The following is a 23040-nucleotide window of genomic DNA, read 5'->3' as shown; positions in this document are numbered from 1 at the left end:
GGGCAGCGCGCTCAAAGTCCAAACTAGTAAAACTGTACGTAGCGATTGATTTCCCAATCCGACACATGGCGCATGTAATCCACCCACTCCATGCGCTTCAGCTCGACGAATTCCTTGCTGAGGCCAGGGCCCATGGCATCCATGATCACCTGGTCAGCTTCCAGCGCATCCAGCGCCTCGCCCAGGTTTTGCGGCAGGATGTTAATGCCGAATTCGGCCAGCTGTTCCAGGCTGTAGTCGTAGAGGTTGTCATCACGACCGGTGCCGGGGTCAAGCTCGCGTGCCACGCCATCGAGGCCAGCGGCGATCACGGCTGCGGTAGCCAGGTAAGGGTTGCAGCTGCCATCGGGCAGGCGCAGTTCCAGGCGGCCGTAGGGAATACGCACCAGCGTTGAGCGGTTGTTGTTGCCATAGGCGATGTAAGCCGGTGCCCAGGTGGCGCCAGACAGCGAGCGGCCGACCACCAGGCGCTTGTAAGAGTTGACGGTAGGTGCGCACACCGCCGCCAGCGCCGGGGCGTGGGCCAGAATGCCGCCGAGGAAGTGATAGGCCAGTTTGGAAAGACCCAGGCCGCTGGGGTCACTGTCATCCTGGAACAGGCTCTTCTTGCCATCGCCGATCGACATGTGCATGTGCATGCCATTGCCGGGACGATTGCTGAAGGGCTTGGGCATGAAAGAGCAGATGATGCCCAGTTCGTTGGCAATCTCGCTCGCCGCCATCTTGAACATGATGTAGTCGTCGGCGCTCTTCAGGCAGTCGGCATAGGTATAGTTGATTTCAAACTGGCCGTTGGCATCTTCGTGGTCGATCTGGTAAATATCCAGGCCCACTTCCACCAGCGATTCGGTCAGCTTTTCCAGAAAGGGCGAGTGGCGAGTAATGCCTTTGTAGTCATAACAGGGCTTTTGCAGCGTGTCGCTGTCATCAAACGGATGCACCGCACCATGCTCGTCTTTTTTCAGCAGGGAGAATTCAGGCTCCAGGCCGGTGTAGAGCGTCCAGCCTTTTTCGGCCAGGCGGGCAATCTGTTGTTTCAGGACGACGCGGGTATCAAATTCGTAAGGCTTGCCATTCACATGGCCATCGCATACCAGGCGCGCATAACCCGGCTGCCAGGGGATCAGGCTCAAGGTGCTCAACTCACCAATCGCCATGTAGTCAGGGCCGTTAGGCGCAATGCCTGTACCCCAGATGGCGCCACCGGCAAAGCCGGCGCCCGTGGTCAGGATATCGTTCAGGTGCGAGGCAGGCACAGACTTTACCTTGGCCACGCCATGTATATCGACAAACTGCGCCAGCACGTATTTGACGTGGTGGTCTTCCAGAAACTTCTGTGCTTCTTCCAGTGACTTCATCGTGTGATCCCCTTGTAGATGCTGCAATGTTTGGTAACTTGAATATGCTTACTTGAAATAAAAGGAGAGGCCCACCGGACCGCCTCCGAACTCTTGGGCCATGGCGGTCAGTTCATGCCACAGATAGGGGCCATAGGTGCCATCGCACCACAGGCGGTAAAGCGTTTTGCCATTCAATGTCTGGCTGAGCAGCGTGACCGAAATATTGGCAACTTGCGTCATCAGCAGGCGCTGGTTATTTGCCAGCTCGGCGGCCACATCCAGCGCGCAGATTTCTGCCAGTATCGACAGCGCATGCTGACCGCTCAGCACCAGGGCTGCATCGCTACGCGCCACCGGATAAAGCTTGGCGCCCACCGGGGCTGAGCCTTGCGCCAGCCTGCTGGCGTGACCCGCCACAAATTGGTCCTCCAGCAAGTACTCGCTATTGCCAAGACGCAGCACCAGCGTGGAATCCTGCATGAGCCAGCTGTTGGCTGCGGCGGGCAGTTCCATGCCCTGCGCGCCCAGCCATTCGGCAGCGCCTGCCCCCTTGACGGCGAAGCGTGTGAAGGCGCTGAACTCAGCCACACCGGCCACTGCTGCCTGGGCTTGCTGGCTGGCTGGAGTACCAAATTCAAGGGCGATTTCCATGCCATGCAGGCTGCCCATGACCGGATGTGCATGGTGCTGGGCGTGGCTGACAGGAGAGGTCTGGATAAAAGTCATGATCAGGCTTCCGATTGCAGTTGAACGAATGGCGTGGCCGCAACACGGGCCATGACCAGACTGCCGCTATCTGTGCGGATATTGAAGGCAGCGCCCTCGGCGACATTGGCCGGGTCTACATAGGCAAAGCCGATAAAGCGGCCGACCGTGGGGCTGAAGGCGATGCTGGTGACGCGGCCCTTGATATTGCCGTCAGTGCCTATCACCAGATTGCATTCGTTGATGGTCTCGCCCTGATAGCCTTCGGATAAAGTGAATGGCACCAGACGCTTGTTGAGCGGCTTGCGGGCGATGATCTGCAAGCTGCGCTGACCGATGAAGAAGGGCTTGGCAAACTGGATCGCACCATCGCTGCCTGCTTCAAACGGCTGGGTCAGGCCATCGGTGTCCTGACCGATCAGGTGATTGCCCATCTCCAGACGCAACAGCCGCTGGGTATCGGTACCAAAAGGACGCAAGCCCTCAGCCACGCCGTTTTCCAGCAGGGCATTCCACACATGCTGGGTGCTGCCGGCAGGCACATGCATTTCAAATGCGAGGTCAGACACAAAGCCCACGCGGATGAGGCGGGCCGGAACCCCGGCAATCTCGGTATCGCATACCGCGCCAAATGGCAGGCTGGCATCGTCCAGCGGACGCAAGGTGAGTTTGGACAGAATGCCGCGCGCAGCCGGGCCTGCCAGGTTGATGCCACCATAAGCACCGGTGACATTCACCAGACCGACATCCAGTTGCCAGATCTGCAGCCAGCGCTGCATTTCACGGTAGACGGCAGCCGCGTTAGTGGTGCTGGCGGTGATGTAGAAATAATCCTCGGCAATGCGACAGGCAATGCCGTCGTCTACCATCACACCGGCTTCGTCCAGCAACAGGGCATAACGAGTGCGGCCAATCTTCTGCGTCTTGAAAGACCCGGTGTAAAAGCGCTCCAGGAATTCCGCCGCATCGGGGCCGCGCACTTCCAGCTTGCCCAGCGTGCCCACATCAATCATGCCGGCGGCCTTGCGCACGGCCAGCGCTTCTTCGTAAATGGCCTGTTGTTTTTCCAGACCGGCGCGGCGATACCAGGCCGGACGCTGCCAAACGCCCACATCGGTAAACTCGGCGCCATGCGCTTCGTGCCAGCCATGCAGCGTGGTCAGGCGATGCGGATGCAAACCACGGCCGGCCAGGTGCCCAATCGGCGTTGGGTGGAAGAACGGACGCGCGGTCGTGGTGCCAATGCGCTCCACCGGCAATTGGCGAATGCGCGCCAGGATACGGATGGCATTCATATTGGAATGTTTGCCCTGGCTGGGGCCCATGCCGACGGTGGTAAAACGCTTCATCAGCTCGATATTGTCAAAGCCTTCCTGCGCGGCATGCACAAAATCCTTGATGCTGATGTCTTCGTCAAAGTCGACAAAATTCTTGCCTTTGGGATGCTCCACCATGGGGTAAGGATGGCTGGGGCTGGCGATGTAGTCGCGGTCCACGGTGACGGTGGGCACTTGCTTACCCAGGTAGGCCAGCGCTTCGGAAGCAGCGCGGGCGCCGTCCTGCAAACGTTGCGCCAGATCAAAAATGCCATTCACCTTGCCCGCGGCAAACATGCCGGCAGGCAGCTTGGCAGGTACAAACTGCTCGGCAGACTTTTCATAGCGCATGGCGGTGCCAGCCTGGTATAGCAAGGCGGCGGCCGGTGCCCAGCCTGCACTCATGATGATGCCATCGCAAGCGATGGTGAAGCGGTCATGCAGCAGCGGCTTGGCGCTGGCTTCGTCATAACTGCAGATCACCGCACCCTTGACGCCAAACTTGTTGGCCGCAGGCAGCACTTCATACACACAGGCACCGTTGTAGATGGCTACGCCACGGCTCTTGATTGCATCCACCAGGCTGCAAGGTTCACCCTCAGCACGCAGGTCGACAATCGCCTTGACGGTCACACCGGCATCCAGCAAATCCATGGCGGCACGGTAGCCTTGCTTGTTGGCGGCAAATACGACGGCGCTTTCGCATGGCTTGGTGGCGTAGCGGGCCAGCAGGCGTTGTGCGGCAGTCGCCAGCATCACGCCGGGCAAATCGTTATTGCGGAATACGGGAGGCTGCTCAAAGGCACCACTGGCCACGATCACGGCTTTGGCGCGCACCTTGGTAATGCCGGTGGTTTCCACAATTGGAATCAGATGATCGGTGTAATACCCGGCGGCATAGCCACCCGTGCGCAGCGTGACATTAGGATATTTGGCCAGCTCGGCCAGCAGCTCGGCGAGACGCTTGGCCGACTCGTCGGAGCCGCCCATGTCATAGCTCAGGCTACCACCCGCTTGTGCATTTTCATCCACCACGATGATATTGAGGCCGTGCGGAGCCGCCATCAGCGCAGCGGTGAGCCCTGTAGGGCCAGCGCCGATGATCAAGAGATCGCAATGCGTATGCAGCTTGCGCTTGAGATCACGTGGGTAGTTAAAATTGACTACGCCCAGGCCTGCCGACTTGCGGATGATGTTTTCCCAGAAAGGGAACAGACTGCGTGGCGTATGGAAAGCCTTGTAATAAAAGCCCACTGGCAATATCGATGAAATCGCATCAATAAAGCGCTTCTTGTCGTTCTTCACACCGCCATCGGTATTCACCACGGTCAGCTGCATGCCATCCTGCACCGGCAATACATCGCCGCGCATATTGGTATCGGTGCCATCGGCCAGCATGACATTGACGTCATGATTGGCCAGGCTCAACACGCCGCGAGGACGGTGATATTTGAAACTGCGACCCAGCACGGTTTCACCGGCGGCCCACAGGGCACTGCTGATGGTGTCGCCTTCATAGGCCTGGTATTTCTGGCCTTCGAAATAAAAGCTGATGGGCTTGTCGCGCTTCAGCCATTCACTGGCACGCTGAGGTAAACGCTTGCTCATGCCTTGTCCTCCTGGCCGTAGAGATAGGTACGCGCCACCTGATCGGTCAGCGTATTGCGCTCGGCCACAAACCAGGTACCGCTTGGGCTGTGAAACCACCATTCCTTTTTCAGGCCGGGGGCACCAGTGCGGTTGTACACATAGGCGGCCCAGGCGCTATCGCTCGCCTGCGCGGGGTCAGGCATGTTGCGCATCTCGCCACCGAAGACAAACTCACTCAGGGGACGGGTTCCATTCACGGGACAAGTCAGTAATTTCAAAACAGCATCCTTAACTTAACAATTCGCCAAACAATCTGCGTCCGTGCCTAGTGACCGACGGAAGCAGCGCCCTTTTCGCCTGTCAGGTCGTAATCTTCAAACCGGCTCAAGCGGAAGGGCTTGATCAGTTCGGGAGCCTGGTCATTGGCCATGGTGGCAGCCATGGTCTTGCCGCTGATCGGCGTGGCCTTGAAGCCCCAGGTACCCCAGCCAGCATCCAGGTAAAAGCCCTCTACCGGCGTCGTGCCCATGATGGGTGAGAAGTCAGGCGTCATATCCGCCATGCCTGCCCACTGGCGCACGATCTTCACGTTGGAAAGGAAAGGGAACATATCGAGCATGTGCGAAGTGAGGCCCTCGACGAAATCCAGCGAAGAGCGCGTGGAATGCACTTCGTAAGGATCGAGCGAAGAACCCATGACCAGCTCGCCGCGCGAGGACTGGCTGACATACACATGCAGACTGCCAGAGACAAGAATCGTGTCCAGCCAGGGTTTCATCGGCTCGCTGACACATGCCTGCAGCGGATGAATGACGATGGGGGTATCAACCCCGGCCATATTGGTGATGCGGGGGGTAAACCCGGCCACAGCTGACAGCACCTTGTTGGTAGCGATATAGCCGCGGCTGGTGTGCACGCCCTTGATCTTGCCGGACTGGATGTCGAGGCCGGTGACTTCAGTATTCTGGAAAATTTCTACGCCCATGCTGTCTGCACCGCGGGCATAGCCCCAGGCTACCGCATCGTGACGGGCAATCGAGCCTGGCCCGTGGTACAGCGCCCCGACAATCGGCGCCTTGCCGCTGCAGCTGATATCCAGCTGTGGACAGGCTTTGGAAATCTCGTCCGGCCCGACGACATAACTATCCACGCCGACATGCTTGTTCACCTCGGCACGCCAGCGCATGGTGCGCAAGGCAGATTCGGTATGCGCCAGGGTGAAGTGGCCGCGGGTGGAATAGAACAGGTTGATGTCCAGCTCTTCGGACAAGCCTTCATATATCTTGACGCTGGCGTCGTAAAAATTGACGCCTTCAGGGGTCAGGTAATTGGAACGCACGATGGTGGTATTGCGGCCGGTATTGCCGCCGCCGATATAGCCTTTTTCCAGCACCGCCACATTGGTAATGCCATGGTCCTTGGCCAGGTAATAGGCCGCTGCCAGGCCGTGGCCACCACCACCAATAATCACGGCGTCATAGCTTTTCTTGGGTTCGGTACAGTCCCGGAAAAAGCGGGGGGCCGGGTGCTTTCGGCTCAGGGCGTATTTCAGCAGTCTTAAGGGCATCGATTGTCTCCATTGCTTATGCTGTACATAAGCAATAAATATTCCTGTTTAATAACTTTGTTTACTGTGGTGAAACATTTGTTGCTATTTAAGCATTCCCTGAATTTCGCCGTCAACAGTTTTTTGCAACTTTTTTTCTTCACAGGAAACTTATCGTGGCTAGCCCCTTCTTTTTCTTGTACACTGAAGCCTGATTTGCAACCCCGGAGAGCCCATGGCAACCCCATCCAACACTGCTTCCGCCGACATTGCGCCGGTGATGAGCGACAGCGACGCCAGGTCGCTGGGTCGCCATCTGGGCAACGTCATACGGCAGATTCGCCTGCAACATGGCCTGACCATTGCGGATATTTCCGAGCGCGCCAGCATCAGCCGCGGCATGTTGAGCAAGATAGAAAATGGTCTGGTGTCCACCAGCCTGGAAACACTGGAACAGATTGCCAATGCGCTGGGCGTGACCCTCTCAAGGCTGTTTCGCGACTACAACGTACAGACCAGCAGCGCCCAGCTGGTGAAACACGGCCAGGGCATGGAAGTGGTGCGCCGTGGCACCAAACGTGGGCACACCTACCACCTGCTGGCCTATGATCAGGGCCCGAAAAAAACCTTCGAGCCCTTCCTGATTACCCTGGAAGATCCGGGCGAGGAATTTCCGCCCTTCGAGCACAGCGGCACCGAGTTCATTCACATGCTGGAAGGCGAAGTGGAATATAAAGTGGGCAATGAGACCTTTCTGCTGCAGCCCGGCGACTCGCTGACGTTTCGCGGTGAGCAGCCACACCGGCCCGAGCGGCTGGTGAGCGCGCCAGTGAAGTTTCTTTCCATCATCCATCACGATTTCCCTGACACGCCGGAGGAATAGGCATGCAGCTTCAAGAAACCAGCATCACCATTGATAACGCCGTCGCCGCCGACATCCCCACCCTTTGCCTGCTGCTGGAAGACCTGTTTGGCATAGAAGCTGATTTTGAAGCGGATACCGAAGCCCAGCGGCGCGGACTCGCCATGCTGATTGCAGCGCCGGATCGCGGCATGATCAAAGTGGCACGCACGGCCGAAGGCAAGGTGATCGGCATGGTCAGCGCGCAGCTCATCATCTCCACCGCCCAGGGCACGCCCGCCGCCTGGCTGGAAGACATGATCGTAGACAAGGACTATCGCCATGCCGGTATCGGCCGCACCCTGATTGATGCCGTATTGCAATGGTGCAAGGATCAGGGCGTCACCCGTGCGCAAATCCTGGTCGATACTGAAAACACGCCCGCCGTCGGCTATTACCAGCATCTTGGCTGGCAACCCACCCAGCTGCAGGCGCGCCGCATGTTTTTATAGGCCTGCCTCTGCCCTCCCCCTACCTGTAGGACAATCCCGACTTGTCGCGCTCTGCCAAGTCGTGCATTGTTGAGTCACTAATGTTGAACCAGCGTGACTGTTGAACCAAGATCAGCTTCGGCCTGTCCTTAAAAAGGATGAACACTCACAAGCCGCCGGATGCCTGACAACAAAAAGACACACACCAGCCTTGACGCGTTTTGCAATGCGGCACCCCACTGTGGGGGCGTTCGCAAGGGGTAAACATGGCAGCTGCCAGTTTCGAAATTGATCAGGATACAAAAGGCCGCCGTCGCGTGCGCCTGCTGGGCCAATGGTCCTTGCGAGCGCTGGACAACGACTTTGCCGAACTCAAACAGGCCTTGCAGCCTTTCTTCTCCGATCCCTTCACGCAATGGGATCTGCTAGCCACCGAACAACTGGACACGGCGGGCGCGACCGTCCTGCTGAATGGCTGGGAGGGCAAGCTGGATGCCCGCATGCAGGTGACGGACGAGCAGCGCGCACTTTTCACCACATTGCAGGGATTGCGCGCGCCGCAACGCACGGGCTCCCGCATCGACTGGGCGCTGCCACTGGTAGCGACGGGTGAGCTGGTACTGAAATTTGCCCAGCATTTGACTGACTTCGTGCAGCTGATCGGCTTGCTGCTGCTGGAGATGCTCTATCTGTTGCGCCGCCCATCGGCATTCCCCTGGCGTGAATTCATGGCCAATATCTACAAAAGTGGCGTCACTGCATTGCCAGTCACTGGCCTGCTGGGATTCATGATCGGCATTGCCATGAGCTACCTGATGTCATCGCAGCTGCGCACGTTTGGCGCTGACATTTTCATCGTCAATATTCTGGGCCTGAGCATGATCCGCGAGCTGGGGCCCATCCTGATGGCGATCCTGGTGGCAGGCCGATCAGGTTCCGCCATGACGGCACAGATAGGCGTGATGCGGGTGACGGAGGAAATCGACGCGCTGACCACCATGGGCGTCTCGCGCATATTGCGCATCGTATTGCCCAAGGTGCTCGGCCTGACCTTTGTCGCACCTTTTCTGGTGTTATGGACTTCCTTCTGGGGGCTGGCGGGGGGCGCCCTGTCAGCCAATACCGAGCTGGGCCTGAGCTTTCGCTTCTTTTTTGACTATCTGCCCATGGTAGTAGAGCCGGTCAACCTGACTCTGAGCCTGTTCAAGGGCGTGCTGTTTGGCTTTGTGGTGACCCTGGTGGCCTGCCATTTTGGCCTGCGCATCATGCCCAATACCGAAAGCCTCAGCGCCAGCACTACCAGCTCGGTGGTCACCGCCATTACGTCCGTGATCCTGCTGGATGCGGCATTTGCCATCTTGACCCGTGGGATTGGCGTATGAGCGACACCGCGAATAACAAACCCAGCACGCCACCAGCGCCCGTATGCGAGGCACGCCATGTCTGGACCGAATTTGGCGATGTGGTCATCCATCGCGATCTTAACCTGGTGATGGAGCGCGGCGAGATCATGGCGCTGGTCGGCGGCTCCGGCAGTGGCAAGACCACTTTGCTGCGGCATATTGTTGGGCTGACCGAACCTTCACGCGGCGATATTTTGTTATTTGGCGAAAACCTGCACGCGCTGGAGCGCGAACGCAGGCAGCGGCTGATGACGCGGCTGGGCATGCTGTTTCAGCAAGGCGCGCTGTTTTCGGCGCTGTCGGTATTCGACAATATCGCCTTCCCCCTGCGCGAGCTGAAGCAGTTTGACGAGGACACCATCCACACCCTGGTCATGCACAAGCTGACCCTGGTGGAGCTGGAGCCGCAGCACGCCAGCCTGCTGCCCGCCCAGCTTTCCGGCGGCATGATCAAGCGCGTGGGCCTGGCCCGTGCCCTGGCGCTGGAGCCTGAGCTACTGGTGCTGGATGAACCCACCGCCGGGCTGGACCCGGACCGCAGCAGCAAGTTCGTGGGCCTGATCAAGCAGATCAAGCAAACGCTGGGGCTCACCGTGCTCTTCGTCACCCACGATATCGACACCCTGATCGCCATGAGTGACCGCGTGGCGGTGCTGGCGGACAAGCACATCATCACCGCCTGCTCGCTGCAAGCGCTAGGCGAGGTCGATCACCCGTTCGTTACCAACTTCTTTCAGGGCATACATGCCCGCATGGAAAGGTCTTAATCAACCATGGAAAATCGCTCGCACGCCATTGCTGTCGGCCTGTTCACCCTGATTCTGGGGCTCGCGGCCATCTTCGCCTTCTGGTGGCTTTCGGGGTCACGTGAAGAAAAGACCCATTACACCATCAACTCCAACCGGCCGGTCAGCGGCCTCAACCCCGAAGCCTCGGTCAAGTTTCGCGGCGTGGAAGTCGGCAAGGTGTTGCACATTTCGCTGGATGACAACACGCAAAACGACATCCATGTCGACATCGAAGTCACCAAGACGCTGCAACTGAGCAAGGCCGCCTACGCCGAGCTGCGCCTGCAAGGCGTGACCGGTCTTGCCTATATCGACCTCAACGATGATGGCAGCAGCCAGCAGCGACTGGGGCCGGATGACACCATTCCGCTACGCCCCTCGTTTGTGGACCGCATTACCCAGCATGCGCCGGAAATCATCGAGCAGGTGGAAACCCTGGTGAAAAGCAGCAGCCAGCTAGCCGCCACGGCACATGAGATGGTGCAGAAGATAGACACTGCCCAACTCAACCGCACCATTGCCAATCTGGAAAAAGCCTCGGCGCAGCTGGAGCCCCTGCTCCGCACCAGCACCGCCACCATGAACCGGCTCGGCAGCTTTGCTTCCGAGCGCAATCGCCAGCAACTGGAAACCACCCTGCAAAGCCTGCAACAAACCTCGGACGCCGTGCGCCCGCTGATGGATACCCTGGGCCAAAGTGCGCGTGACTTCAGCAGCATGACCGGCACGCTCACGCAGAGCAGCCAGCAACTGAGCAACAGTCTGCAGCAAGACACCCTGCCCCGGCTGAATGCGCTGACCGACAGCCTGCAGCGTGACTCCCAGCAGTTTGAGCAATTGATGGAAATGCTGGAAGACCACCCGCAAAGCCTGCTGCTGGGCAAACCCAAAGCCCAGCCCGGCCCCGGCGAAGCAGGCTTCAAGCCTTAACCCCAATAAGGACAAGTGAGGAATGGACATGCAACGATGGATCACATTACTGGTATTGGCAGGCAGCCTCAGCGCCTGCCTCAGCCTCAATGGCAACAAGCCACAAAGCGGCCCGCAAACCTTTGACTTTGGCCTGAGCGAGCCAGGCGAACGCATCGCCACCCAAACCAGCATTGAAAACGTGCACAGCGGCGATGCCCTCAACAACAAGCGCATACGCTACCGGCTGGCCTACCAGAATGCCCAGCAGGTTGCCTACTATGCCGACAGCCGCTGGACCGCACCGCCCGCAGACCTGCTGACGCAAACACTGCGTAACCGACAAGCACCTGCAGGTGCAAGCAACGGTTGTCTGCTCGCACTCTCACTGGATAGTTTTGATCAGGTATTTGACAGCCCAACCGCGAGCCATGGCCTGGTGCAGATCAACGCCAGCCTGCAGCAAAAGAAATCACGCCAGATCGTGGCGAGCCGCGCATTTCAAGCCAGCAGCCCCGCTCCCACGGCCGACGCCGCTGGCGGGGTTGCCGCCCTGAGCAAAGCCAGCGACCAAGTACTGGGCGAGCTGTTAACCTGGGCAGAGAGTCAGGCCAGCACTGCCTGCCAACCTTAAATGCCAGCAAGTGAAACGCTCACCAGCAACGCGCTGGCAAAAGGCTAATCTGCTCACGAACCCGTTGGCCAGTTTTGTAACAGCAAGGCAAACTCTTCAGCGGGCACCGGGCGGCTGGCGATGAAGCCTTGCATCTGGTCGCAGCCTTCTTTCTTGAGGAATTCGAGCTGGTTGACATTCTCCACGCCTTCGGCGATCACATTCAGGCGCAGGCCGTGTGACATGCGGATGATGGCGGTAATGATGGTGGCATCGTCGGGATCGCTCTCGATATCGCGGATGAAGCTCTTGTCGATCTTGACGTTATTGATCGGCAGGCGCTTGAGGTAAGAAAGACTGGAGTAGCCGGTACCAAAATCATCCAGTGCCAGTTTCACGCCCATGCTTCTTAATTTGTGCAGCCAGTTGATCACCTCGGTTTCGGCATGGATCGCCACACTTTCGGTGACTTCCAGCTCCAGATAGTCCGGCTCCAGACCACTCATGAGCAGGATCTCGCTGACCTCTTGCAGGAAGTTATGCTGGCGCAGCTGCACGGTGGAAAGATTCACCGCCACTGGAATGCGAGCGAGACCAGCCGCTTGCCATGCCTGATTCTGGCGGCAGGCTTCGCGCATGACCCATAAGCCTATCGGACGGATCAGGCCGCTATCTTCGGCAATCGGGATAAAGCGATCAGGTGCCACCAGCCCCCAGTTGGGATGTTGCCAGCGGATCAGGGCTTCAGCGCCAACCACCTGGCCGGTGCGTATATCAATCTTGGGCTGGTAATACAGCACAAACTCGTTACGCTCCACGGCGCGACGCAGCTTGCTCTCCAGCTCGGCAATCTCCATCACACGCTCGTTCATGGCGCGGGTGAAGAACTGGTAATTATTGCGCCCCAGTGATTTGGCATGGTACATGGCGGCATCGGCATTTTTGGTCAGCAGCTCAGCGTTTTCCCCATCATCGGGGAACACCGCGATGCCGATACTGACGGAGACGGTGATTTCGTGGGTCCCTACCTCATAAGGCACGGTGGCCGCGGCCAGCAGTTTTTCGGCGACCTCGGCGGGTGAAAAGTAATTGGTCAGCTCGGGCAGCAGAATCATGAATTCATCTCCGCCCTGGCGGCTGATGGTATCGCTGGCGCGCAGGCAGCTTTCCAGACGACGCGCCACCATTTTCAGCAGTTGGTCCCCCACCTCATGGCCCAGGCTGTCGTTGACATTCTTGAAGTGATCAAGATCCAGGAACATCAGGGCGATGAACTCCTGGTCACGCCGGGCGATGGTCAGCGCCTGATTCAGGCGGTCATTCAGTAGTAAGCGATTGGGCAGGCCGGTAAGGTAATCATGCTCGGCCAGATAGGTCATCTTGTTGGCCATGTTGCGGGCTTCGCTCACATCATGAAACACCAGCACCACACCGAGGACATTGCCATCCTGATCGCGAATGGGCGCCGCAGAATCTTCAATGGCGTACTCATTGCCATGGCGGCCGATCAGGGCCGTGTGGTTGGCGAGCCCGTAGATTTCGCCATGCTGCAGCACCACATCCACCGGGTTGGGGACCAGCTTGCGCGTACTTTCATTGACGATGCGGAAGACTTCCAGCAGGGGCTTGCCCTGCGCTTCGGCATTGCTCCAGCCGGTCATGCGTTCAGCCACCGGGTTAAGGTAATTCACCCGCGACTGCTTGTCGGTGGTGATCACCCCATCCCCGATGGATTGCAGGGTCACGACTGCCCGCTGCTTCTCGGCATAAAGGGTTTGCTCGGCTTCGCGCCGCAATTCAATTTCCAGCTTCAGCAGGCGGTTGATTTCTTCCAGCTCGGATGTGCGCTGCAGCACCTGGTTTTCCAGCGTGTCATTAAAAGCAGCCAGCGAGCGTTCGGCCAGCTCGCGCTCTTCCACCTCGTGTTCCAGCCGCTCCACGGTTTCTTCCAGTTGACGTGTGCTGGGCAGGCGCAAGGCTTGCGGCATCAAACGCCACAGCATGACGGCGGTCACCAGCGAGGCCACCCCCGTGATGGCTTTCATCGTGGCATCCGCCCAGTAGTCGGGGTTCCAGATCGTCCACAAGCCCAACAAATGGGTAGTGCCGCAGGCAAAAATAAAGATGGAGAACATCACGAAGATCCAGTCGAACTGGAGATCGGAACGTTTGCGCACGAAATACACCAGCGCCATGGGAATCGAATAATAGGCGACGGCGATCATGAGATCGGAGATGATGTAAGTCCAGAGCAAGGGGGGTTGCCACAGGTAACAATGCCCATGTGGCATAAACCCATCTGTACTGAAAAAACTGGTAATGACTTCCATCCTGACTCCCGGTTTTCAACTATGCCGTATAAGGGTTATACACGTTTTTTTAATGCACGCGAGGCTGATGCGTTTAACATCAGGAACTATGGGCAAGCTTTCATATCACATAAAATGTAATTGCTAAACAACACGTACGCCAGTCTTTAACTAGAACAATCATCTACTGGATACCATGCCAACTACCACAGCTAACCAAGCGCCGTTTTATGTGATTCTCAATGCGGGCTCTGGCCGCCACGACACCGACGATGTACGGCAAACCATCCAGGGCATCATGGATGAAGCAGGCCGCCAGTGCAGCATCATCGAAGTGGCCGAGCCGCAGCACCTGAGCCGTATTGCCCGCGAAACCGTCTCTACTGCCATGCAGCACGGCGGCATTGTCGTGGCCGCCGGGGGCGATGGCGCCATCAACGCCATTGTGCAGGAGGCCTGGCAACGCGATTGCCCCATGGGCATCCTGCCGCAAGGCACTTTCAATTATTTTGGCCGCACTCACCACATCCCCGAAGACACCGCAGAAGCTACCCATGTGCTGCTAACGGGGCGCCTGCAGCCAGTGCAGATCGGTTTGGTGAATGACAAGGTATTTCTGGTGAATGCCAGCGTGGGGCTGTATCCCCAGCTGTTGCAAGCACGCGAACAATTCAAGCGCCAATATGGTCGTAGCCGCGTGGTGGCCCTGATTGCGGGCTTTTTCACCTTGCTGCGCCAGCACCGCGTACTCAAGATCGAGATGAACACCAAAGGCGTTTCGCGCAAATTGCGTACGCCTACTCTCTTTGTCGGCAACAATCAGCTACAACTTGAGCAAATTGGGATTCCATTAACCGATGCGCTGGCGTCAGGCGAGCTGGCAGCCATCATGCTGAAGCCGACCAGCAAACTGGCGATGCTGGGGCTGATGCTGAAAGGCGCATTGGGGCGCCTGGGCGAAGCCGAAAATATCGTCAGCTTCAGTTTTTCCAGCATGGGCATACGCCAGTTTTCGTTTCCGCGCCGCCGCATCAAGGTCGCCACCGATGGAGAAATTGTGCGGCTCAAATCGCCCTTGCAGTTTCAGGTGGCGCCGCGTCCGCTGCAATTGATCAAACTCGACGAGCCCGTGTAAGGCTTAGGCGCCATGGCTCTGATCGCCCATCTTTCCGACCCGCACTTTGGCACCGAACAGTTGCCCGTGATGCAGGCACTGCAAGCCTTGCTATGGCAGCAGGCGCCGCATCTGCTGATCCTTTCAGGAGACATCACGCAGCGGGCACGGCGCAGCCAGTTCCGGCATGCCCGCGCGTTTGTTGATAGCCTGAATATTCCGCACAGATTGGTGATTCCCGGCAACCACGACATACCACTTTTCAACCTGGCGGCGCGGGTGCTGGCACCCTATCGCCGTCATCGCCATGCCTTTGGCCAGGACCTTGAACCCATGTATCGCGACGACCAATTGCTCGCCATCACCGTAAACACCACCCGGGCCTATCGGCATGAAGACGGCGAAGTCTCCCCCGCGCAGATCAAGCGGGTATGCGAGCACTTGCAACAAGCGAGACCGCAGCAACTGCGGCTGGTCATCACCCACCAGCCGGTTTATGTGACCGAACAGCGCGATGAGGGCAATTTGCTGCACGGCTATCAGGCCGCGGTCAATGCGTGGGCTGAGGCCGGGGCCGACATGATACTGGGCGGGCATATTCACCTGCCGTTCGTGATTGCCCTGCATGACAAACGGCCCGACATTCGCCGCCGCATATGGGCGGTGCAGGCAGGCACGGCAGTATCTACCCGCATCCGGCGCAATGCCGGCAACTCCATCAACCTGATTCGCTACCAGGAGCGGCATGTTCCCTGCATGGTCGAGCGCTGGGATTATGCGGAAGCCCAGCAGCAGTTTGTGCAGGTATCTGCTGAAGCGCTGAATCTGGAAGGCACATCGTCATGAATACCTGGTGGATGCACATTGCCACATACGCAGCTGAGTATTATGTGGTGGGACTGGTGGCGCTTTGGCTGATTGTGCCGTTGGCTTACCGGGCGCACTTTTCGCGTGCGGATTCTGAAAAACGCTGGCTCATCACCAGCCTGCTATTGATGAGCATGGCCGGTGGTGTGTTTTGCGGCATTGCCTATCTGCTGGAAACCGGCAGCCTGATACAGCCGGATGCCGAATTCAGCGAAACCGTGCGGAAACACGCCAGCCCCGTCGCCATGCAGTACTTTCGCCTGGTGACGAATCTAGGCAATACCTCGACGCTCACCGTGATATGCGTGCTGGTAGTATTGCTGATGCTTTGGCTGCGACAGTTCAAATTGGCCGTGGGCAGCCTGCTGGCCATTGGTGGCAATGGCCTGATCAATGTCAGCCTGAAAGATATATTTGAACGCCTGCGCCCGATTAACCCGTATGGTGCCCCGGTAGACAGCTGGAGCTTCCCAAGTGGCCACAGCTCCGGCTCGCTGGTGACGTATGGCCTGCTGGCCTACCTTGTCATGCGCCTGCTGCCTTCACGTTACCATCTGCCAGCCCTGCTGCTGGGCAGCTCTCTGGCATTCACCATTGCCAGCAGCCGGGTGTTTTTACATTACCACTATGCCAGCGATGTGCTGGCTGGCCTGATGTCCGGCCTGCTCTGGCTTACTTTTTGCATTGCCTTGCTGGAATACACCACCACGTTTCCTCCACAGCAGCAACCCTCCCCAGATAAGGGTTGAATGCAATTTTCAATACCCCTATGCTGGGCCATTGATGTGTAAGAGAGCCATATGAAATCAGCCACCTTGCCGCCGGACGAAGCGGAACGCATCACCATGCTGCATGCCCTCGGGCTACTGGACTCTGAGCCAGAACCCATCTTCGACAGAATCACGCAACTCGTTGCGCTGACATTGAATGTGCCTGTTGCGCTTGTTTCGCTCGTGGATAGTGACCGGCAATGGTTCAAGTCACGCGTGGGCGTGACTGCACAGGAAACGCCACGCGACATTGCCTTTTGCGCCCATGCCATCACACAAACAACGCCCCTGGTTGTCGAAGATGCGTTATTGGACGAACGCTTTGCCGACAACCCCATGGTGCAGCAATCCCCGCATATTCGCTTCTATGCAGGCATCCCCATCCGCACCATGGGCGGTTACGCATTGGGTACCCTGTGCGCTATCGACGAGCATCCTCGCGAATTAAGCAAACACGAGCTGGAAATATTGATCTGTCTGGCTGATCTCGTCAGCAAGGAAATCCGCATGCGCGAAACACTAGCGCTGACCGAATCGCACCTCAAACTCTCGCAAGCCGTGCTGCATGCCAGTGAGGCGCGCTTTCGCACCATCTTTGAAAAGGCTGCCATTGGTATAGCACTGGTGGCACCCGATGGCGGCTGGCTGAGCGTGAATGAAGAGCTGTGCCGCTTTTTGGGCTACCGTGCCGATGAGCTTTATTTGCTCAGTTTCAAGGACATTACCTGCCCTGATGATTTGCAGGCTGACCTTGATCTGCTTCAACAGCTGGTCGAAAACAAAATTGACCGCTACCAGATCGAGAAGCGCTACATACGCAAGGACGGTGAGCTACGCTGGGCGAGCCTGAGCGTGACCAAGCAGCTCAATCCGCGCGGTGAACTGGAGTACTTCGTCTCCATCGTCAAAGACATTCATGCCACTAAAGTCGCCGAGCAGGCATTGCACGAATTGCAGCACGAGCTGGAAAACCGCGTTGCCCAGCGCACCTTTGAGCTCAACAAGAGCAATGAGATGCTGTCATTCGCCATGGCCAAGCAAACGCTCGCCGCGCAGGAACTGAAAGAGCGCGAGCTTGAGATCAGCATGGTGATCGAAAATGCCAACGATGCTTACATCAGCATCAATCAAGCCGGCGTTATCACCGCCTGGAACCGCCAGGCCGAAATCACCTTTGGCTGGACCGCACGCGAAGCCATCGGCCAGCGCCTGGACCAGGTCATCATTCCGCCCCATCTGCGGCAGGCCCATCTCAATGGCATGCAGCACCACATGGATACCGGCGAAGCCGCCGTGCTCGGCAAACGGCTGGAGCTGGAGGCCATACGCAAGGACGGCCGCACCATCCCGATTGAAGTACGCATCAGCAAGATAGAGGTGCATGGCAAGCATATCTTCAGCGCCTTTCTCACTGACATCAGCGAGCGCAAGCACCTGCAAAAATTGCTGGAAAATGAAGCCAAGCATGATGTACTGACCGGCCTGCCCAACCGCCGTGCTTTTACCCAGGCATTGCCGCTGGCGCTGGCCCGCGCTGACCGCACCCAGCAGTGGATGGCCCTGATGTTTATTGATCTGGATGGCTTCAAGCAGATTAACGACGAGCTGGGCCACGATGCTGGCGACATGCTGCTGCGCGAAATTGCTAATCGATTGAGCAGCGCCACACGGCAAACCGACACCGTCGCCCGCTTTGCTGGCGATGAATTTGTCGTGCTGCTGGAAAACATGCCAGCGCAAGCCCACGCCCAACTGGTGGCCGAAAAAATCCTGCACCTGCTGCGCGACCCCATCAATCTGGGAGGCCTGCTACGCCACATCAGCTGTAGCCTGGGGCTGGCTTACTACGCCCCCTCCAGCAATGTACTGCCAGAAGCCCTGCTGAAAGATGCCGACAATGCCATGTACGAGGCCAAACGCAGTGGCAAGAACCAGATCAGGGTGGCGCCCTGACCAGCTTCTCAAGGCTCAGCCCCATAAAAAAAGCCCCGCAAGCGGGGCTTTTTCATATCACACGCAGAGTTCAGGCGCGACGGCGACGAGCAACAAAGCCCATCAGGCCCAGACCCAGTGCCATCATGGCGTAGGTGTCAGCTTCAGGCACGGCGGATACGCCTGGCGTGCCAGCGGTGTACCAGGCGCTATCACCCTGCGCCTTGGTCAGGCCTTGCACATGCAGCGCAAACGAGGATGCGCTCAGTTCAACTGAGCTAGCACTAGCAAACGTTGCAGTCCAGGTAACGCTTTCGCCTGAGGTCAGGCGGGCATTCTTGGGGCCAGTCAGATCAAAGCGGAAATCAAAACCACCACCAGGGCCCTTACCGGAAGCGACACTCACTGGCGAGTCGCCTGTGACATTCGAAACGGTTGGGGTTACAGATGAATCCACAGCGATGGCACCGATAAATGCATCGGTAGTGAACAGGCTGTTCAGGTCATTGGCAGTCAATGTGAAGGTGTAAACGTTACCGACATTGCTGTAAGTCAGCGTTGCGAAGGAACTGGAAGGTGTGAAAGAACCCGCCAGCAAATTACCGTAAGTGTCAGTTGCAGCGTTGGCGGCCACACTTGCCAGCAAGGCAAGGCTGGTAATCAGACCCTTGAAAAAATTGTTAAACATTTGGCGTTCCCCATAGTTGGCTAATCTGTTTTTGTAGATATTGCTTGATGCTGGCGCCATTGTAGAGCTTGGGGTTTATTACATAATAGTACTTTGGTACTAGTGGGAGCTGGATGCTGCGGCTATATGTCGGGGCGACATACAGGCATAAGGCTTCGCGCTCATGACGCTCTCAATTTCCCACGTCAGGTTGAGGCTCATTTTGACTGCAGCTTGAGTCGATTACTTGCACGCGCAACTTAGTTGATATGGATGACCTTAAAGAGTGGAGTGAGAAGAGTATCTTTCAACAACTAACTACAAGCCAAGCAACATGCGGCAAACGTAAATACAAAAAACCAAAATACCGCCGTAAATACCATCCATATTGAAAGAATGATTAACCCATTAAGGAAATTGAAAATCTCTTCATAAACAAGGATAACAAGCCAAACAGCAGGATGGTTAGCAAGCAAGAGAAAATCAGCGCGGGCCAGAAACTCAATTTTGAATACAGATATGGAAACACCAGAAACATGGGTAACGTGGGCAGCACATACCAGAAGGTATAGTAAGAGTGGTTAACGATCTTTTCTGGTGACTGCCCCTCTATGTGCAGCCATACAAGCGTAAATACCGTGACCAAAGGGACAGCCGCCATCAGCGCCCCAAGCTGATCATTACGCTTAGCAAACTCCGAAACCACGATCACAATTAAAGCCGTCACCAAATACTTAAACATTAGAAACATCGTGATCTTTCATTCCGAGTGTAGTGGGATGAAGTCTAGCCCTTGCACCATCATTTTCCAATAAAAATAGTGCCTTAGTTATATTGTGTGCTTATATAAATTTCGGCGGCACTATGATTCCTGACCTTTTCAGCAACTCACGGCTACTGCAACTTAGTAACCGCGAAGGCAATATACGTTGGGGATATTCACTGAAAATGGTGCGGAGTTAGCTATGAAACAAATTGGCCCTAACCAATATTCATGCCGTTGAGGACGATCTAGAACTAAGCAGCACCGACAGAGATACCGTCGGGGAAGAGCGGTATTCAGTGATAATTTCATCAATGGCCTATCGTCGGTCAAGTATGGCCAAAGTTTCCCCGAGCGACCTCAGCACTCCATTCCGAGTGTCGTAAATCACATGGTTTTCAGGTAATTCACGATTTCGATTTCCAAAGATATCTTAGTAAGTATCGAGTAAGAATTGAATCGTAACGTTGCGGCGTTCTCAGGGGAAACCACCCAGAACATTCATCTTGTCTGACATATAAATTCGCGAAAGGTAACCATAATGAAAAGATCAATAGCTGTGATAGCTGCACTCTTTGCTATTTCCATACCTGAGGCTTTTGCTGACGCCCCCCTCCCTCCAGACGCTGCGCCGATTTCCGAAACTGCTCCGGCTGCTGAAACTCCACCGGCTACAGAAACCCCCCCATCTTCCGACGTTTCTCCAGCGCCGGACGCGGCCCCTGCGGCAGAGCTTCCTCCGACTCCTGAGACTGCCCCTGCTCCCAACGCCGGGGAGTAATTCGAGATAGAAAAAAACAGGGCTACGGCCCTGCTTTTTTATTCGCGAAGCGTTTCCTGGCTTTGTCGAGTTTTGCTATGAATGTATTGATGAGCTTATAAACATCGCTCAACCTCATTGCATAGCGTTGGATGAACATAGAGAAATGGTAAATGGTGCGGCAGGCGACTACATCCCCGGCACCATCCATCAGGTATGCTACTTTGGTACTCAGGCCCTTGATCGAACACAACAACGTACACTCCGCCCTCAACTCCATTATCTATCTGCAACTAGGTTACAAAATGGATGAAAAAACCCGGCTGGCCCTGTAGATGTTCAATCTCTTCAACCGCAAAAACAGTGACATCGACTATTACTACGCATCCCGACTGCAAGGCAATGCGCTGGCAGGAGTGGATGATGTGCACTTTCACCCGGTGGAGCCAAGGACTGCGAGGGCAACGCTGACTTATAATTTTTGATCATGAAAAGCGCGATCGCTAGAAGCCATGACTGCCTCATCCATCGCTAAGGTGAAAGCACATAATACGACCATACAGGACGTACGCTGGCAGGCCCATGTGAGAGAGCATTTGGACAGGCTGAAGCAGGAAAATTGGTGCTAGTTAATGGATCAAAAATAATTGTTACATTTGTAGTAAATCAATAAGCCTTAACCGTGGATATGATCAAGGCCTATTGATCAGGTCATGGCTTAGTTTTTTTTCGAGATAGTAGTTGTTGCTTCAAACTGTCCGAAATCGGATAGTTCAAGTTATCGCCTTTGGTAATGTCCACTTTGCCGGCTTCTGCAACAGCTTCCCCTATCGCGTTTGTTGACATTGCAGAACCTGTAATCGCAAGTATCTTAAGTAGCTCTGCAACCTGCGTATCGGTCAATCCACCGTTAGCGGATATCTGACAAAGGTAAAACATTCCCATATCCAAAAATGCCGTACGCTCAGTCGTAGTCGTCAATAAACTGACAGTTTGCTTTATGGTATTTGAAAGACTGAGTAATTCTTGAGGGTTCGCTGATTTCTCAGCCGCGATTGATAATTTAAGAATTGCATCAGATAACTTAACGCTAGTACTACTATCAACAGCCTTTATTGCTAATGCTCTCTGCATACAAATTTGACCGCTACTATATGCTACAGCCGCCGACATATCTGGATTCCACACAGATAATCCACCACCTGAATCTTGATTAAATGCAACGGATGATCGCTTGGTGGTTGCACAAGCACTCAGCTGAAGTAAAGAAAAACATAATAGTAAAGCTACGACTTTATTCATTATTTTCTCCCTGGTTTTATAAACATTGCACTTTCAGAATAAGCTGAAAAATCAAAGATGTATTTAGTCCATACGTACTATCTCAATTCGAAAATCTGCTTATCAGATTGTATGGTGTCCCCAATATGAATTCGGGCTGCACTCCCAGCACCAAGCGCCTGATGGGCGCTTTTTTTATTCACTTGGGTGCGTAACTTCCCCCATAACGTCCAGCTACAGTTTTGAGACTGCGACTCGGGCATTCGATTCGGGGTGATACCCATAGACTAACAAGGCGTTAACTTAGTGCACTGGGATACTGTGTGGATTGAGGATAAATGGTGCGGAGATAGCTACTAAACAACTGGAGGAAAACCAATGCTGCTGCGGGATATTACGATTTGAAATTTTGCGATACCGACAGAGATACCGTCAGGTTATTAGGTCAATTCACTTACCAAGCTCTTTTCCAGAACCTACAGGTGAGATATGCATTAATTCATATGCCCATTCCGGATCGATTAAAAAGAATAACGCACCAACAAACGCCAGTATTGAAAAAAAGAAACTTCCTACAACAATGATATGCCACCTCCATCCTAGCTTATTGTTAGGATCACCCTTTCTCACAGGATTTTCACTCATGGCATTGTATCTAGTCATCACATTAGTAAATATCAATTAATTCGGGGCTTTTTACTTTTGAGGCGCTAGCACCTGATATGCCCAGTTAGAATCAATGACTAGAACTAATGCCAACCCCAAGAAAGCCAGGGCAAGGAAAAATAGTGCAATTACAGCGAAATTCCAACGCCATCCCGGGTGTGTAGCAAAGCTTTCCTTCTGATCATCATTTGTATTCATACTACCTGTCCGTCTGCTAACGACTCTTATGAATACTTATAGTTATGTTGTCGAGTCTGGCCTGATATCAAGCTCAGGTCAAACAATTTACATTTGATCCTACTCTTTTTTTGCAATGTGTCCATGACCTTCGTATGACAAAAAAAGCGTGTCTTGGTTGTATTGTGTCCG

At 55.6% G+C, this 23040-nt stretch carries 20 protein-coding genes; 10 read left to right on the top strand and 10 right to left on the bottom strand.

Features of this window, described 5'->3' with window-relative positions; translation table 11 throughout:
- Positions 1-23: 23 nt before the first annotated feature.
- Genes glnT through LG204_RS05830 form a run of 5 tightly spaced genes read right to left on the bottom strand, consistent with a single transcriptional unit; the run spans position 24 to position 6518 of the window.
- Positions 24-1358: a type III glutamate--ammonia ligase gene (glnT, locus tag LG204_RS05850; protein WP_013443132.1), complete on the bottom strand. Its 1335-nt coding sequence runs from the start codon at positions 1356-1358 to the stop codon at positions 24-26.
- Between the two features lie 48 nt (positions 1359-1406).
- On the bottom strand, positions 1407-2066 hold the full coding sequence (locus LG204_RS05845; RefSeq protein ID WP_230336391.1) for an aminomethyltransferase family protein: 660 nt from the start codon (positions 2064-2066) through the stop codon (positions 1407-1409).
- Between the two features lie 2 nt (positions 2067-2068).
- Positions 2069-4969, bottom strand: coding sequence for a 2Fe-2S iron-sulfur cluster-binding protein (locus LG204_RS05840; protein ID WP_230336390.1), 2901 nt, complete (start codon positions 4967-4969; stop codon positions 2069-2071).
- A complete protein-coding gene (locus LG204_RS05835) occupies positions 4966-5229 on the bottom strand; it encodes a sarcosine oxidase subunit delta (RefSeq protein ID WP_230336389.1) in 264 nt (87 codons plus the stop codon). The genes LG204_RS05840 and LG204_RS05835 overlap by 4 nt, the downstream gene beginning before the upstream one ends.
- Positions 5230-5276: 47 nt before the next feature.
- Positions 5277-6518 (bottom strand): FAD-dependent oxidoreductase, encoded by a 1242-nt coding sequence (locus LG204_RS05830; protein WP_230336388.1) that lies wholly within the window; start codon positions 6516-6518, stop codon positions 5277-5279.
- Positions 6519-6732: 214 nt separating this feature from the next.
- On the opposite strand from LG204_RS05830, the gene LG204_RS05825 reads away from it, so the two are divergent.
- The 6 genes from LG204_RS05825 (at position 6733) to LG204_RS05800 (ending at position 11563) form a co-directional block, all read left to right on the top strand.
- Entirely contained in the window at positions 6733-7380 is a 648-nt protein-coding gene (locus LG204_RS05825) for a helix-turn-helix domain-containing protein (protein ID WP_230336387.1), read from the top strand.
- A gap of 2 nt (positions 7381-7382) precedes the next feature.
- Positions 7383-7850 (top strand): GNAT family N-acetyltransferase, encoded by a 468-nt coding sequence (locus LG204_RS05820; RefSeq protein WP_230336386.1) that lies wholly within the window; start codon positions 7383-7385, stop codon positions 7848-7850.
- Positions 7851-8095: 245 nt separating this feature from the next.
- Positions 8096-9211 carry an MlaE family ABC transporter permease gene (locus LG204_RS05815; protein WP_230336385.1) on the top strand — a complete coding sequence of 372 codons (1116 nt, stop codon included), beginning with the start codon at positions 8096-8098 and terminating at the stop codon, positions 9209-9211.
- Positions 9208-9999 carry an ABC transporter ATP-binding protein gene (locus LG204_RS05810; protein WP_230336384.1) on the top strand — a complete coding sequence of 264 codons (792 nt, stop codon included), beginning with the start codon at positions 9208-9210 and terminating at the stop codon, positions 9997-9999. The genes LG204_RS05815 and LG204_RS05810 overlap by 4 nt, the downstream gene beginning before the upstream one ends.
- A gap of 6 nt (positions 10000-10005) precedes the next feature.
- Entirely contained in the window at positions 10006-10950 is a 945-nt protein-coding gene (locus LG204_RS05805) for an MlaD family protein (RefSeq protein ID WP_230336383.1), read from the top strand.
- Between the two features lie 28 nt (positions 10951-10978).
- Positions 10979-11563: an ABC-type transport auxiliary lipoprotein family protein gene (locus LG204_RS05800; RefSeq protein WP_230336382.1), complete on the top strand. Its 585-nt coding sequence runs from the start codon at positions 10979-10981 to the stop codon at positions 11561-11563.
- A 53-nt stretch (positions 11564-11616) separates the two neighbouring features.
- Here the strand turns inward: LG204_RS05800 and LG204_RS05795 are convergent, their stop codons facing one another.
- On the bottom strand, positions 11617-13872 hold the full coding sequence (locus LG204_RS05795) for a putative bifunctional diguanylate cyclase/phosphodiesterase (RefSeq protein WP_230336381.1): 2256 nt from the start codon (positions 13870-13872) through the stop codon (positions 11617-11619).
- A gap of 175 nt (positions 13873-14047) precedes the next feature.
- On the opposite strand from LG204_RS05795, the gene LG204_RS05790 reads away from it, so the two are divergent.
- From LG204_RS05790 to LG204_RS05775, 4 genes are read left to right on the top strand one after another with little or no spacing between them, the layout of a single operon-like run.
- Positions 14048-14986: a diacylglycerol/lipid kinase family protein gene (locus tag LG204_RS05790; RefSeq protein ID WP_230336380.1), complete on the top strand. Its 939-nt coding sequence runs from the start codon at positions 14048-14050 to the stop codon at positions 14984-14986.
- 12 nt (positions 14987-14998) lie between these two features.
- Positions 14999-15811 (top strand): metallophosphoesterase family protein, encoded by an 813-nt coding sequence (locus tag LG204_RS05785; RefSeq protein ID WP_230336379.1) that lies wholly within the window; start codon positions 14999-15001, stop codon positions 15809-15811.
- Positions 15808-16581 (top strand): phosphatase PAP2 family protein, encoded by a 774-nt coding sequence (locus tag LG204_RS05780; protein ID WP_230336378.1) that lies wholly within the window; start codon positions 15808-15810, stop codon positions 16579-16581. The genes LG204_RS05785 and LG204_RS05780 overlap by 4 nt, the downstream gene beginning before the upstream one ends.
- 51 nt (positions 16582-16632) lie before the next feature.
- The gene (locus LG204_RS05775) at positions 16633-18555 is read left to right on the top strand and encodes a sensor domain-containing diguanylate cyclase (RefSeq protein WP_230336377.1); all 1923 of its coding nucleotides are present in this window, start codon (positions 16633-16635) and stop codon (positions 18553-18555) included.
- A 70-nt stretch (positions 18556-18625) separates the two neighbouring features.
- On the opposite strand, the gene LG204_RS05770 is transcribed toward LG204_RS05775, so the two are convergent.
- The 4 genes from LG204_RS05770 to LG204_RS05755 form a co-directional block, all read right to left on the bottom strand.
- Positions 18626-19222 (bottom strand): FxDxF family PEP-CTERM protein, encoded by a 597-nt coding sequence (locus LG204_RS05770; protein WP_230336376.1) that lies wholly within the window; start codon positions 19220-19222, stop codon positions 18626-18628.
- A gap of 379 nt (positions 19223-19601) precedes the next feature.
- Positions 19602-19943, bottom strand: a complete 342-nt coding sequence (locus LG204_RS05765) for a DUF3147 family protein (RefSeq protein ID WP_328441241.1) — start codon at positions 19941-19943, stop codon at positions 19602-19604.
- 1492 nt (positions 19944-21435) lie between these two features.
- Positions 21436-22026, bottom strand: a complete 591-nt coding sequence (locus LG204_RS05760; RefSeq protein ID WP_230336374.1) for a hypothetical protein — start codon at positions 22024-22026, stop codon at positions 21436-21438.
- A 429-nt stretch (positions 22027-22455) separates the two neighbouring features.
- Positions 22456-22650, bottom strand: coding sequence for a hypothetical protein (locus LG204_RS05755; protein ID WP_230336373.1), 195 nt, complete (start codon positions 22648-22650; stop codon positions 22456-22458).
- Positions 22651-23040: the final 390 nt, after the last annotated feature.

This window comes from Methylovorus menthalis, assembly GCF_020523625.1.
GTDB classification, from domain to species: domain Bacteria; phylum Pseudomonadota; class Gammaproteobacteria; order Burkholderiales; family Methylophilaceae; genus Methylovorus; species Methylovorus menthalis.
This window is presented reverse-complemented; position numbering and strand designations above follow the sequence as displayed.

Excerpts from the sequence above, each read along its gene's own strand:
- glnT (WP_013443132.1), bottom strand. The coding sequence starts at position 1,358 with ATGAAGTCACTGGAAGAAGCACAGAAGTTTCTGGAAGACCACCACGTC.
- LG204_RS05845 (WP_230336391.1), bottom strand. The coding sequence starts at position 2,066 with ATGACTTTTATCCAGACCTCTCCTGTCAGCCACGCCCAGCACCATGCA.
- LG204_RS05840 (WP_230336390.1), bottom strand. The coding sequence starts at position 4,969 with ATGAGCAAGCGTTTACCTCAGCGTGCCAGTGAATGGCTGAAGCGCGAC.
- LG204_RS05830 (WP_230336388.1), bottom strand. The coding sequence starts at position 6,518 with ATGCCCTTAAGACTGCTGAAATACGCCCTGAGCCGAAAGCACCCGGCC.
- LG204_RS05825 (WP_230336387.1), top strand. The coding sequence starts at position 6,733 with ATGGCAACCCCATCCAACACTGCTTCCGCCGACATTGCGCCGGTGATG.
- LG204_RS05820 (WP_230336386.1), top strand. The coding sequence starts at position 7,383 with ATGCAGCTTCAAGAAACCAGCATCACCATTGATAACGCCGTCGCCGCC.
- LG204_RS05815 (WP_230336385.1), top strand. The coding sequence starts at position 8,096 with ATGGCAGCTGCCAGTTTCGAAATTGATCAGGATACAAAAGGCCGCCGT.
- LG204_RS05810 (WP_230336384.1), top strand. The coding sequence starts at position 9,208 with ATGAGCGACACCGCGAATAACAAACCCAGCACGCCACCAGCGCCCGTA.
- LG204_RS05805 (WP_230336383.1), top strand. The coding sequence starts at position 10,006 with ATGGAAAATCGCTCGCACGCCATTGCTGTCGGCCTGTTCACCCTGATT.
- LG204_RS05800 (WP_230336382.1), top strand. The coding sequence starts at position 10,979 with ATGCAACGATGGATCACATTACTGGTATTGGCAGGCAGCCTCAGCGCC.
- LG204_RS05795 (WP_230336381.1), bottom strand. The coding sequence starts at position 13,872 with ATGGAAGTCATTACCAGTTTTTTCAGTACAGATGGGTTTATGCCACAT.
- LG204_RS05790 (WP_230336380.1), top strand. The coding sequence starts at position 14,048 with ATGCCAACTACCACAGCTAACCAAGCGCCGTTTTATGTGATTCTCAAT.
- LG204_RS05785 (WP_230336379.1), top strand. The coding sequence starts at position 14,999 with ATGGCTCTGATCGCCCATCTTTCCGACCCGCACTTTGGCACCGAACAG.
- LG204_RS05780 (WP_230336378.1), top strand. The coding sequence starts at position 15,808 with ATGAATACCTGGTGGATGCACATTGCCACATACGCAGCTGAGTATTAT.
- LG204_RS05775 (WP_230336377.1), top strand. The coding sequence starts at position 16,633 with ATGAAATCAGCCACCTTGCCGCCGGACGAAGCGGAACGCATCACCATG.
- LG204_RS05770 (WP_230336376.1), bottom strand. The coding sequence starts at position 19,222 with ATGTTTAACAATTTTTTCAAGGGTCTGATTACCAGCCTTGCCTTGCTG.
- LG204_RS05765 (WP_328441241.1), bottom strand. The coding sequence starts at position 19,943 with ATGTTTAAGTATTTGGTGACGGCTTTAATTGTGATCGTGGTTTCGGAG.
- LG204_RS05760 (WP_230336374.1), bottom strand. The coding sequence starts at position 22,026 with ATGAATAAAGTCGTAGCTTTACTATTATGTTTTTCTTTACTTCAGCTG.
- LG204_RS05755 (WP_230336373.1), bottom strand. The coding sequence starts at position 22,650 with ATGAGTGAAAATCCTGTGAGAAAGGGTGATCCTAACAATAAGCTAGGA.